The 13,164-nt window shown below is 42.9% G+C and carries 13 protein-coding genes; 10 read left to right on the forward strand and 3 right to left on the reverse strand.

The window, feature by feature from the left end:
- Positions 1-166: 166 nt before the first annotated feature.
- Positions 167-718, reverse strand: a complete 552-nt coding sequence (locus HP552_RS04025; RefSeq protein WP_175394342.1) for a hypothetical protein — start codon at positions 716-718, stop codon at positions 167-169.
- 126 nt (positions 719-844) lie between these two features.
- Positions 845-1,630 (reverse strand): DUF817 domain-containing protein, encoded by a 786-nt coding sequence (locus HP552_RS04030; protein WP_175394343.1) that lies wholly within the window; start codon positions 1,628-1,630, stop codon positions 845-847.
- A gap of 346 nt (positions 1,631-1,976) precedes the next feature.
- On the opposite strand from HP552_RS04030, the gene HP552_RS04035 reads away from it, so the two are divergent.
- The 10 genes from HP552_RS04035 to HP552_RS04080 all read left to right on the forward strand — a co-directional run bounded on the left by HP552_RS04035 (position 1,977) and on the right by HP552_RS04080 (position 10,724).
- Positions 1,977-2,744 (forward strand): outer membrane protein assembly factor BamE, encoded by a 768-nt coding sequence (locus HP552_RS04035; RefSeq protein WP_175394344.1) that lies wholly within the window; start codon positions 1,977-1,979, stop codon positions 2,742-2,744.
- Positions 2,745-2,967: 223 nt separating this feature from the next.
- A complete protein-coding gene (locus HP552_RS04040) occupies positions 2,968-3,660 on the forward strand; it encodes a CPBP family intramembrane glutamic endopeptidase (protein ID WP_175394345.1) in 693 nt (230 codons plus the stop codon).
- A gap of 49 nt (positions 3,661-3,709) precedes the next feature.
- On the forward strand, positions 3,710-4,273 hold the full coding sequence (locus HP552_RS04045; RefSeq protein ID WP_175394346.1) for a hypothetical protein: 564 nt from the start codon (positions 3,710-3,712) through the stop codon (positions 4,271-4,273).
- Between the two features lie 119 nt (positions 4,274-4,392).
- Entirely contained in the window at positions 4,393-5,079 is a 687-nt protein-coding gene (locus HP552_RS04050) for a hypothetical protein (RefSeq protein ID WP_175394347.1), read from the forward strand.
- Between the two features lie 203 nt (positions 5,080-5,282).
- Positions 5,283-6,668, forward strand: coding sequence for an MEDS domain-containing protein (locus tag HP552_RS04055; RefSeq protein WP_175394348.1), 1,386 nt, complete (start codon positions 5,283-5,285; stop codon positions 6,666-6,668).
- A gap of 136 nt (positions 6,669-6,804) precedes the next feature.
- Positions 6,805-7,149, forward strand: a complete 345-nt coding sequence (locus HP552_RS04060; RefSeq protein WP_175394349.1) for a YojF family protein — start codon at positions 6,805-6,807, stop codon at positions 7,147-7,149.
- Positions 7,150-7,172: 23 nt separating this feature from the next.
- Positions 7,173-7,847, forward strand: coding sequence for a bacillithiol biosynthesis deacetylase BshB2 (bshB2, locus tag HP552_RS04065; RefSeq protein WP_175394350.1), 675 nt, complete (start codon positions 7,173-7,175; stop codon positions 7,845-7,847).
- Positions 7,848-8,039: 192 nt separating this feature from the next.
- Positions 8,040-8,471 (forward strand): MarR family winged helix-turn-helix transcriptional regulator, encoded by a 432-nt coding sequence (locus HP552_RS04070; protein ID WP_175394351.1) that lies wholly within the window; start codon positions 8,040-8,042, stop codon positions 8,469-8,471.
- A 98-nt stretch (positions 8,472-8,569) separates the two neighbouring features.
- Positions 8,570-9,652 carry a YhgE/Pip domain-containing protein gene (locus HP552_RS04075; RefSeq protein WP_175394352.1) on the forward strand — a complete coding sequence of 361 codons (1,083 nt, stop codon included), beginning with the start codon at positions 8,570-8,572 and terminating at the stop codon, positions 9,650-9,652.
- Positions 9,653-9,887: 235 nt separating this feature from the next.
- A complete protein-coding gene (locus HP552_RS04080) occupies positions 9,888-10,724 on the forward strand; it encodes an alpha/beta fold hydrolase (protein ID WP_175394353.1) in 837 nt (278 codons plus the stop codon).
- A gap of 86 nt (positions 10,725-10,810) precedes the next feature.
- Here the strand turns inward: HP552_RS04080 and metE are convergent, their stop codons facing one another.
- Entirely contained in the window at positions 10,811-13,105 is a 2,295-nt protein-coding gene (gene metE / locus HP552_RS04085) for a 5-methyltetrahydropteroyltriglutamate--homocysteine S-methyltransferase (protein WP_175394354.1), read from the reverse strand.
- Positions 13,106-13,164 lie beyond the last annotated feature (59 nt).

Consider the following 13,164-nt stretch of genomic DNA (forward strand, 5'->3'; position numbering starts at 1 on the left):
CGCCTCCAATTTCAATTCCAAGGAGTACCGCCGGAAAGTTTGTCCTTTTTTAGCCATAAAAAAATCCCCTTCGTTTGGCAAGATTAAGTCCATCTTAACAGATGTCTTTTTTCTCTTGTCTACTAAAAGGGGATAATACCAGCATTTGGCGTCCTTTTATTTGTTGTTATTGAGGTATTAACTTTAAAAAAGCCGCATCGTCAAAATCATCAGCTTGGATAAGCCAAGCGCCATCTTTATTTACAAGTGATAGTCTGCCTTCCAATGGAACACGTTCTATTTTTCCGTTTTGCTTGTCTAACATAAGATCCATCGTATAGTCCAGATCTACGTAATTCTCAAGCTCCTGATAAACCGTGAACTTCATATTTTCTGGTTGAAGTGAAGCTTGTTGGATTCCCGCAGCACGCAAAGCCAAGAGCACGTAGCTGTAATTCACCGGTTTGTCAGCAAAACGTTCTGCGTAGAATGGCTCCATTTCTGCATATCGTTCCAGAACAACATCTTCGAGCAAAGGCCATTCCGGAACCTTGCCGATGGTATATTCTTTCGTCTTGAAAACTTGAGCAGCAATGGTGGCTTCTTCCGTGGGTGACAGGGTTGATTTTTCATTAGGTAAGGGCAGCTTGGATTCATTCGGTGTGCTGGCCTGACTGCACCCAATGACTAACATGATTGCTACCAACATGAATCCAAATAGCCAAGAAAATTTCTTCATCCATTAAAAACCCCCCTCTAAGTTAGGATGACTTTCTTTGTTATACGTTTAATAAGGGAACAAGTCTCCTAATTTTTACTAAAGGAAGTTATTTATAAATAGCCAACTTCTATTTAATCAAACAGTCTAATCCATTCTTGGGCCCCTTGCGGTACGATTCGCTTTGACATATTTAAGCTGGGCAACAATGATGACACTAATAATGACCAGAAGAAACCACGAGCTGATTTTGCTAAAACTAACCAACTGCCAGGCATCGTGCTGGTCAGGGTATTTCCAACCATTAAAGAACGTAGCAATATTTTCGGCTGCCCAGATGAAAAAACCTACAATGATAAAAGCGAGCGACAAAGGCATGCGGTATGTCTTCGTCCGTACGCGGTAGATGATCCATGTCTTCCAGAAAACAATAAACACCAGCGCCGTGAGCCACCAACGAAAATCAGGTATAAAATGGTGGGTGAAAAAGTTGAGATAGATGGCTCCTCCCAGCAGGAACGATGGTGTGAATCCAGGCCATCCCGTCATGTCCATGCGTAATCTGCGCCAGATTTGGCACATAAAGCTCGCTACACTTGCGTACATAAAACCACTGTACAAGGGTACACCAAAAAGCTTGGTATATCCGGGCTCGGGGTAGGACCAGGAACCCATTTGGACTTTGTACAGCTCCAACACCAATCCGATGATGTGGAAGACACATATGACTTTGATTTCGTCCCGTGTTTCCAATCCACTGCGATACATGAGGTACTGGACGCCAAGCAAGATCAGCAGGATGGCATCATAGCGATGGAAAAAAGGGATTTCTATTACGCTGGTAAGGGCTAGCGTGCCGAATATGGCCACAGGAAAAATGCAGCTCATCGCCTGATGATAGCCAAAATGCAGCAATTGGATGAAAGCTTTCAATGTAGAGTTATCTCCTTTCGGTGCCGTGTTCTAGATATGATTGAAGATTAGTGATAGACACTTATACGTGAACATATGTAGAGCTATCGTTAATCATACAGAGACAAACGAGATGAAAAAAGAGAAATTATATGGTTAATCTCTTCTTGTTTTAGTGTAGTCATACACGTGTCAAAATACCTAAATTGGTTTATATCTATATACAAAAGTTGCTTCATAAGAGAAAATAAGGATTTGAAGATAATTAGTCAACCAGACAATGAAGGCCTTGCTTTCAACCGTGAAAGCTGCCGGATGCGGCTTGTTTCTTGTCGTGTCCACTACATAGGAGAGAGGAAGATTAGCTTTGAAGAAATGGAATTACACATGGGTCTCGGTCTTGCTTCTGTCATTACTAGCTGCCTGCGGTGGTAAAAACGGATTGACCCCGGAGGTTTACAAGCAAATCCAGGAGGGAATGAGCCAATCGGAGGTTGAACAACTGGCAGGGGCGCCTGCCGAGAAAGAAACAAATAATCCTTATGATGTATGGATCTATAACGGTCAAGATGGAATTAAACGTGATGCCACGGTACGAATCGAATTTTCAAAAGAGAATCAGGTTTTGTTCAAATCTCAGAAAAAATTGTTTGAAGCGCCAAAGGCAGAGGAGAAAAAGTACACTCCGGAAGGAGAACTGCGGGATTTCATAAAGGAATTTAACCAACTTGTCAGCCAAAATAAAGACCTGGATTTCCTTCAGCCCATCTCAATGGAAGGTTTGGATTTTAAAAGAACAACCTTTTACGACGGACAAGGCACTATTATTACGGTATCCGATCCTGCAATGATTAATGATAACAATCAGTACACGAACATGATTCATTTTGAAATCGAAGAAAATGGAGCTTTAAACGAGATTTACTATATTGGCTCTGACCTTGAGTATCCGGTTCTTGTTTTACACGCATTGGATATTAGTGAGGAAACCACGAATCAAATCTTAACAAGCTATAAGGATGTCGATTTGGAGACGTTGGAAAGTAAAAGCTTTGACTTTAAGGAAGGTCCTTACTCGATCACCATTAAGAATGGATTACCGAGAACTCTGGTCGTTACAATGAATGATAAGTAATCAAAAAATGGACGAGTATTGCTAATCCTGACAACCTTGTTGTCAGGGTTGTTTTTGTACTAGCGAGTGTCGTTCTATGAGGAAGGCAGCCAGCAGCATTTGCAAGATTTTCAGTCGTAATTAAGTCTTTGAGTCTGTGGTTACCTTATGTTATGTTACACCATATCGGAATCTTTTATTATTAATACATAGTGTAAGATTAAAAATGGATGGGGAGCCAAGGATGCAAATCAAGAGTTTGATTCGGCCGGGTATCAAAATAATACTTATTTTCCTGATCGGTTATACCATGTCTCACTTTCTAAGGGAATGGATTAACGCCATTTGTTATGCTCAAGGAGTACCAGACGAAGTTCGAATTATTGTTTCAAGATTTAGTGTGATTGCCTATGTACTGCCTTTCTTGGTTATAAGTCCGCGCAACGTTTTCCCTTCTGAAATTCTTCGTGTTGGAAACTTTCGGGCAAGCATTTCTTTTCCCTTTATATGGCGCGGAAAGGCAGATCCGCTATGGAGATTTCTTATCATTTTTGCTGTGATCATGGCGCTGGGGACGTTTTACTTTATCTTTTCCTATTTAAATGATCTAGAGAGAAATGAATTAAAACTTTTGTTGTACTATGGACTGATTTTTTCTCTGGTGAACTCAATCTTGGAGGAATGGGTATGGAGAGGTGTTGCATTACACCAATATGTCCAATGGTCTGGGAACGTCTATGGGTTAATTGTGACTAGTCTTCTATTTGGCATGTCTCATTATGACTTGGGTTTTTCGGTTTGGGTGTGTATCGCCTTTGCCATTGGCGGCTTCTTTATGGGCGGGGTCGCCATACGTTCTAAGGGGATTGTTGCTTCCATTGTGATGCACGTCTATATGAATCTTATTTTTACTATGACGGGGATGATCTTTAGTTGACTCCGTCTCATCATGTACAACTTGATCGTAGTGAGGGAGGAATCTCATCATGAAAATGGTTTATTCGCTGCTCGGAAGTATAATTACTGTCCTTGCACTCTATTTATTCGCCATACCTTTAATTAACATTTTTTATATAGGGACACTTCCGGATGAAGGACCAGGCATCTTTCCAGGTCTGCGAATCTTTCTTTCCAGCCTGGTTGTTTTGCCGGTACTTATTCTCTTATTCTTCGGGCTGTACATCATTTTCTATAAAAAGATGAATCTTCAGGGCCTCATATATGGAGGGATCATCGGTTTATGGTTGTTTAGTGTGCTCATGGAGTTATCTCCGTTATCGATGTATTATTATCTGCCTTTAATTGCGATCGTTGCATGCTATTTTTTAGTAAAGCCTAGTCGATCGGATCAAGTCCTAAACTGGACACTGCTTGGAACCATTTTTGGATGGATCATTACTTATTTATTGGTTATTGTAATACGCGCCGTACAGAATTCACTTACTTCATATTTTAATTTCGATCCGTCCCAAAAAATTCTCGTGTTTGTTGGGATTCTTTTGTTTGGTATTTCGGGATGGTTTATTGGAAAGAGAAGAACATCCAGTTAAATGATTTGGAAATGTTCTCCTGTATTCGTTGAGTTGGTGGTATGCTACAATGCTCAGATATGCCAATTATTATACGTTACTCCTGGCATATAATCCCTCAAGGAACGGCAGATGATCATTTGAATAAGAAGATCCCCAAGCAGCTCTGGCTTTTTGCAGCAATTCTCCTATTCATTATCGGGTTCTTTAACTATCGATACAATACTGCGAAAGAACAGACGGACAACTTAAAGGAGCTTTACCAAGTCAAAAATAATAGGGGTTTCTTAACACTTTTGAGACAGGGACATTCGTATATTCCTCTGGCTGAAACCATAGAGAAAATCAGTAAGGTGAGTGATCAGGAAGATCCTGCTAAAGTCCAGAAGCTTATCGAGCTGGCCAAGACCCGATCGAAAGAAGCCGATCAATATCTTGCAACGCTTATTGAATTTAGTGATAGTTACGTATCCGATTCGGATCCCCGGTTTATGGCGAATCACACCGTGATGACTTCTAAAAACCAGGAGGATATGTTTATGCTTGCCTTGCAAGCTGATATATTCATGACAATGTACGAGGTTAGCTATAACTACTGGAAAGACCAACCCAAATTAATTCCCCAGGATACTAAACGTATGCTTGTATCCATTGCCAATGAGTTAAGGTCATTGGATGAAACACTGCAATCTTTCAAGGATAGGGCCGTTTACAATATGGAGTGGGGAGATTTCGCGAGTACAGAACAGATTAAAGATTTTACCCTGAGAGAGATTAAACCTCATTTAGAGAAACTGGTTGAAATAAAGAGTAAATTTAGAGAATAACCTGACATTTGTTAATGGGGTGCTAGTTTCGATCTCCTGAAATCAATCAGATACAATAATGAATTAACTAAAAGGTCGCCTATTGGCGGCTTTTTTACGTTATCTATGCTCAGGATCAACTCAAATGGTTTATATAATATAGTGTGACGTATGAATCCTTATCATCTATAGTAGAAAATAAGAAATATTCAAGGAGTCCTTATATGAACAAACAAGCAGTACCGTTAAATTCGTTGACCAGTGTCACGGACGGAGGACATATTATTTACTTGTTCGAGGATTTCGATCGTTATGTTGATAATGCTGTATCTTATATCATAACGGGTATTGACCACGGTCATCACATATTACTGATAGAGCAAGTTACCACATATGATGAAATTATGAAAAGGCTGACTGAGGTTATATCAAATGATCAACTTCGTTATCTGCATTATGCAAACAATGTGGAGTATTATGGATCGCGGGGAGATTTTGACTTTCAGCACATATTAACTCATTTTCAAGATTTGATGGGATCGGTTCAAAAAAAGAACGAGTCCATCCGCACCTGGGCCAATGTAATGACGTGGGGAGAGCATAGTGAAGCAAAGATCCAAGATAATCTGATTGATTACGAGCGGCAAACATGTGGTGTAGTGCAGGAGTTTGGGATGGTATCCGTATGTGCTTATAACGCAGCCACCATTTCTTCTTCCTTGCAGCTCAAAATGATGAGGGAACATGAGTATATGATGACAGATTTGGAGTTTGTTAAGTCACCTCTTTATAGTCATCAAGCTTCGGAAGACGTGGTATTTCCATCATTATCAGTACAAAGGAGGCTGCTGAATGAACAAAAGCACCTTCTAATTGAAAAAGAAGCAGTGGAATTGGCCAACCAGGTTAAGAATGAGTTTATAACTACGATGAATCACGAGATCCGGACACCTATGAATGGGGTCATGGGTATAACGGAATTGTTAGCGGCGACTGATCTGAGTCACAAACAGAAGGAGTATGTCGCCACTCTTCAAAAAAGCGGAAAGTCCTTGCTGAGAATTGTTAATGACATCCTGGACTATAGTAAATTGGACTCCAACCATGAGCAGTTGTTGAAGGAGGCATTTAGTGTCAAGGAAGCCATATCAGAGACGCTGGAAATTCTTCATGCAGGTATTATAAATAAGAAACTTCAAGTAAACGTGTTCATTGATACCGATATTCCAGAGATTTTAATTGGAGATGACGGACGATTCAGACAAGTCATTCTTAATTTGCTGGGAAACGCATTGAAATTCACGAATGAAGGAAGCATTAACGTAGTGGCAAAACTTCTCTCAAGCGATCAGAGCAAGGTTCGGCTTCAAATTACGGTCAAGGATACAGGGATCGGAATACCTTTGGAGAAACGAAGTCAGTTGTTCCATCCGTTTTATCGGGTTGATAACAGCATAACTCGCCGGACTGAAGGGACAGGGCTGGGTCTAGCGATTTGCAGTCGAATTGTACAACTGATGAACGGCAAGATTGCCATTGAACCGGAGGATGAGACTGCAAATGGGACGGCAATTTCATTTACAGCAGAATTCGATTCATACACGAATTGAAGCATGCAGCAGTTTTACTCATGAAAAGAAACTATTCGTAATAAAGTGGGCATGTACTCACTAATTGTTCTTTCTCCCCTGACATATGTTAAGATGTAGTTAGTATTTTAGATCTTTAGACCATAAGGAGATTACTATGCAACTTATACAACCTCAAGATGTCCAAGCCCGGATCAATGCCCTAATTGATCAGGATCTATACTTACACCTCGAAATGACCACAGGTGCATACGCGAATCATTTCGACAGCACTCGTCACCCGGCGTCGGCCTTTATTTCGAATGCAACCATACGATATACACAGGGATCCATCTCCGGTACGAACCCATACCGAGTGGGTTTAAAGACTACCGCAGGCTGGGTTTATGCAGAAGGCCTTACACACATCGACGAAAATGAGAAGGAACGATTAATTTTGGCTGGCCATGATGGTCAAGGCAAGTTGGTTGTCGCATTTCAATTGAGTCAGGAGAGTTTCTGATGAAAGCGGAGGATAGAAACAGCATGGAAAATAAAACATACAAAAATGAACGTATTTTAGTTGTGTATCCCCATCCTGACGACGAAGCCTTTTCCGTTGCCGGAACGTTGGCCAAATACATAGATGGTGGCGCCTTCGTCACCTATGCCTGTTTGACGTTGGGAGAAATGGGTCGCAATATGGGCATTCCGCCGTTTGCCAATAGGGTCACTCTGCCAGCGATCCGCAAGAAGGAATTGGAAGAGTCCGCTCAGGCCATTGGAATTCAGGATTTGAGAATGCTCGGTTTTCACGATAAAATGATCGAGTTTGAAGATCCATACCTGCTTGACACTCGAATTATGACATTGCTTGAGGAACTTAATCCGACTCTGGTGATTACATTTTATCCAGGTTATAGCGTTCATCCGGATCACGATGCTACCGGAGCCGCCGTCATCCGGACAATTTCCCGAATCCCGGCAGAGAAGCGTCCAAACGTTTATTGCGTCGCGTTCTCCAAAAACCATGAGCAAGCCATCGGGAAAGCAGATGTGATCGTTGATGTAACTGAATTTTTGGAACAAAAAATGGGATCCATTCAAGCGCACCGATCGCAATTTCAGGCTGCGGAGCTAGTCGGTAACAAAAAACTGAGTGATAAAGAAATTCAGAACAGATTCGGTAAAGAAACATTCTGGACCTATCGATTCGAGTAATCAGAGTTTACAATAAGGGATTTGCGAAATAGATATGCACTCAGCCGCCTGTATGGCGGCTTTTGTATGTATTTTTCACACGAAGCTGTTCGGCCCGGAAGAAACTAAAGATTGACAAAGTTTAAAATTAAAGATATTCTTCATAAAGAATATTAATAGGCTATGCTAGTATTTCGGGGAGGGTTTAACCTAATGTCACCTCATCAAGAGAATGATGCCATCGGTTTGTTACTATCCAGAACATACTTTGTTCACAAAAAAAGAGTCACTCATTTGCTGCAGGATTACGGTATAACACCCGAACAATTTGGTGTACTGGCATCGCTGTATAAGAACGAAGGCATTACTCAAAAGAAGTTATCCGAACTGCACGGTAAAGATCAAACGAGTGTGGGCAAAACACTGGAGCGGTTGGAACTGAAGGATCTTATCATTCGAAGTACAGATCCTGTTGATCGGCGAGCAATCCTGCTGCGGCTTTCCGAGCAAGGGAAAGAACTTTATTTACGGGTTCTCCCGCTAATGAATGATTTGGATCAATCGTTGATTGAATTAATTACCCCTGAAGGGGCAGATCAACTTGCCATTTTGCTTAACAAAATCTATAAAATGATCTCCAGCTGATCCGTCAGCTGACTTTTTTTGCCGAAATACATGCACAGCCTATTATATGCTAGCCTATTAATTAGTACCCGGAGCATATCCAAGAAGGAGAGAAATTCATGACCGTTTTTTCAGTATTAAAAGATTTCTTTAAGATTCTGCAAACCAAGATCGGATTGGTCTTTGCGTTTGTCGTTCCATTACTATTTACCATTGTGTGGTTAACAGGATACAACGGAGCGACAGAACGAGTAGATCAACTTAGTATAGGGATCGTTAATTCCGATGGAACCCAGGGACAAAGTATCGAAAAAATGATCAAGGAAAGTGTGCCTTATAAGACAGAGAATTACTCAACTCTGGAAGAAGCGCAGCAAGTGATGAATGATGGGGATATCGGCATGATCGTAAGCATTCCTGCTCAGTTTGCTGCCAACATGAACAAAGGCGAAGGGGAGTTAACGTATTATGTCAACCAGGCTGCTTCGGATGTTTCCAGATCCATATTGGAAGGCTCAGCAGAAGGCATATCTACCAGTGTAGGTGCTCAGCTATCGGGGATCGTTCAAAAAGAAGTAGTAACAACAAATGTGGTTAAGACCAATAATATCACCAATTTTGCACTCAGCATGCTGCCCATGATCCTCGGTTTTATCACCTATATCGCAGTCATGACCATGAACATTCAATTAAATCTGTCGACCATGATGCTTAGCCGCAAGTACGATCGATGGAACATTTTCTGGGCAAGACAGCTTCTGTTATTAATCGTGTGTATCGTAGCTCCTCTAATTATTACAAGTGTAGCTATGTTGTTTGTCACACCTGTCGCTTCCTTCTGGGAAATGTGGGGATTCCATATTCTCGTATACATCGCCTGCGTGTGTCTGACACAAATGTCTTTTGTACTATTTGGAGGTTTGGGTGCACTCTTTAACGTGGCCATGATTCCTTTCCAGCTCATGACAGCTGGTAACATTATCGCTACGGAAATGCTCACACCATTCTATCGTCACATTGGGGATTTCCTGCCCGCATCCAACGCAGTACGGGGATATGTTCGACTGATATATAGCGGAACGTCCGTAAGTTCGATCGTGATCAATCTTATTTTGATCGCTGCAGTTACATGGGGAATAACATTAGCACGCGTGGCTTTGCATAGATCACCAGCAACCGGTGCGGCAGCGAGTGCCCACTAAGCAAGTTAGAAATCGTACGTTTACGGTAAACGAGTAGATTGCATTAGAAGTCGCCTTTCAGGCGGCTTTTTTGCTGCAGCATGAGAGATCCTCCTCTGATAATTAAACTCTATTCTTCGAGTTAAAATAGCATGTTTTTATTTAGTTCTTGGGTACAATTGACAATAATAGATTGCATATGTAGCATTTGAATAGTAACAACCTAATAGATCTTAACTAAACGGAGGGATTTTCCATGGCTAAAGTAAATGTAGGCGAAGAGAATGCACAACCGATTGAACTGTATTACGAAGATCATGGCGCGGGAAAACCCATCATCCTTATTCATGGCTGGCCTTTGAGTGGACGATCCTGGGAGAAGCAAGTACCTGCCCTGATTGAAGCGGGCTACCGTGTTATCACGTATGACCGTCGTGGTTTTGGTCAGTCTTCCCAACCTTGGGATGGTTATGACTATGACACATTTGCTTCTGATTTACATAAATTGATTACACACCTCGATTTGCGCGATGCTACATTGGTCGGCTTCTCCATGGGAGGCGGCGAAGTGGCTCGCTATATCGGAACATATGGAACAGAGCGGGTTTCGAAAGCGGTATTTGCAGGTGCTGTGCCTCCTTACCTGTATAAGACAGAAGACAATCCTCAAGGAGGATTGGACGATGCAACGATTGCAGAATTCCAAAATGGGGTTAAGGGAGATCGCCTAGCCTTTTTAGATGGATTTACAAATAACTTTTTCGCTGCAGGCGATCGTACAGATCTGGTGAGCGAACCTTTCCGCGTATATAACCGGGATATCGCTGCTCTGGCATCACCTAAGGGTACTTTGGATTGCATTGCTGCCTTTGCTCTTACCGATTTCCGTCAAGACCTGGAGAAATTCAATATTCCGACGCTGGTTATTCATGGCGATTCCGATGCTATTGTGCCGCTTGAAGTCAGTGGACAACGTACACATGAATCCATCCCTGGCAGTCGCCTTGTTGTTGTAGAAGGTGGACCGCACGGCTTTAATGCGACACATCCTGAAGCATTTAATGCGGCATTGATCGAATTTTTGCAGGACTAAGCACTGATTAATTCTCCTCAAAAATACGTAATACAAAAAAAGCAGGACACCCTTACTGAAGTGGGGTGTCCTGCTTTTTTTAACGATTAGAGCACTTTGGCTGTATCATATTGTTCACGGGCAACTCTGGTTGCATCAACCATGTTTCGCAAGGAAGCAACCGTTTCATCACGTCCGCGGGTTTTCAGACCGCAATCCGGGTTAATCCAGAACAGGTTGGGGTCAAGTACACGCAAAGCGCGGTCAATCATGTTTGTCATTTCCTCCACACTTGGAATACGCGGACTATGGATATCGTATACCCCTAACCCAATACCAAGTTTGTAAGTATTTAATTCGAAGCTGTGAATCAGCTCTCCATGACTGCGGGAAGTTTCAATGGAGATCACATCAGCGTCCATCGCTTGAATTGAATCGATCATGTCATGGAATTCGCAATAACACATATGTGTATGAATTTGGGTTGTCTCTTGTACCGTGCATGTGGAAATGCGGAAAGCCTTGACTGCCCAGGCAAGATAATCGGCTTGTTCATTTTCCTTGAGGGGCAGGCCTTCACGAACAGCAGGTTCATCCACCTGGATCATGCCAATCCCTGCCTGTTCGAGGGCTTCCACTTCCTGTCTGAGCGCATATGCCAATTGGTAAGCAATGTGCTCACGGGGAATATCTTCACGGACAAAAGACCAGTTCATAATGGTAATCGGTCCGGTCAGCATTCCTTTTACCGGCTGCTTAGTCTGCGACTGGGCGTATTTGGTTTCTTCAACCGTCATTTCCTGGACAAACGCCACATCTCCAAAAATGATCGGTGGTTTTACACATCGGGAACCGTAGGATTGCACCCACCCATACTGGGTAAACGCGAATCCAGCGAGCTTCTCACCAAAGAATTCAACCATGTCTGTGCGTTCAAATTCTCCGTGAACGAGAACATCCAGACCAATGTCTTCCTGAATTTTAATCCAGGTATCAATTTGCTCCCGAATAAAGTTGGCATACTGCTCGTTGTTCAACTCACCCTTGCGCCATAATTGCCGTGCTTTGCGTACCTCAGCGGATTGGGGGAAACTGCCGATCGTAGTTGTCGGAAAAAGAGGCAGCTGCCATTTCTCCTGCTGAGCGGCATGTCGTTTGGCAAATGGGAGGGAGCGCTCTGGTTCTTGTACACGGAGTGATGCAACAGCCTGCTGAATATCGATGCGGTTGCGCTCTTCGGATTGTTGAAGAGACAGCAGTGCCTGATCTGCGTTATCGATCTCGGCAAGGAGGTCAGTACTGCCGGAAGTGCAGGCTTTTGACAAAAGAACGATCTCATTCAGTTTCTCATCTGCGAAGGCGAGTGAACTCTTCAGCGCAGGCGCAAGCTTCGTCTCACGTTCGGTTGTGACAGGCACATGCAGCAGGCTGCACGACGACTGAACGAATAGACGCTCAGGTGTTACGAATTCAGTCAGTTCTTCGAGCAGGGCCAGTTTATCCTTCAGTGAAGCTTTCCAGATCCCGCGGCCGTCAATGACGCCCGCTCCCAAAACCTTATCCGCCGGGAAGCCAAAATCCTTGATGGATTGCAGATTAGCGGAGAGTCCATGTACCAAATCGAGTCCGATTCCTTGCACCGGAAGTGCAATGATTTCGCTATAGTTCTCCACGGATTCGAAGTAGGTTTGCAGCAATATGTTCAAGCGGGGAACCTCCGCTGAAAACGTCTGATATATTTTCTGCAGCAGCTGTAAGTCTGTCTCGCTTAATTGAGTGACCAGTACGGGTTCATCGATCTGCACCCACTGAACGCCTTCTTCTGCAAGTTCCTGAAGCAGCTGCGTGTACAATGGAAGCAAGCGGTCAATCCATGCTTCAGTCTCGGATTTATCATAGCCCTTGGAGAGCTTCAAAAAGGTCAACGGACCAACAATAACCGGCTTTCCTTCGATCCCGAGGTGCTCTTTGGCTTCGCGATAAGCGATAAGGGGTTTATTTTCGGTAAACAACGGGGTTACATCATTCAGTTCAGGGACGATATAGTGATAGTTGGTGTTAAACCATTTTGTCATTTCGCTAGCTGCAGCGTCCGTCGTTCCCCTGGCAATGCCGTAATACACGGATAAAGGAACAGCTCCGCCGTCATATGTAAAACGCTTCGGAACAATCCCGAACATCACGGCTGTATCCAGGATATGGTCGTAATAACTGAAGTCGTTGACTGGAATAAGATCAATTCCTTGATCTTGCTGTTTACGCAAATGAGCCAGCCGGATCTCCTGTAAGCGGGTATGAAACGCTGCTTCTTCCAGCTTACCTGACCAGAATGCTTCCAGTGCTTTTTTCCATTCCCGATCTGCGCCAATACGCGGGTAACCCAATATGCTACTTTTCGTCATAATCATAACCCCTCTTCAATGTGTTACAGAAAAGTTATCACAGAAAAGAAGTTATAAAG

The organism is Paenibacillus xylanilyticus (genome assembly GCF_013359935.1).
GTDB lineage: Bacteria > Bacillota > Bacilli > Paenibacillales > Paenibacillaceae > Paenibacillus > Paenibacillus xylanilyticus.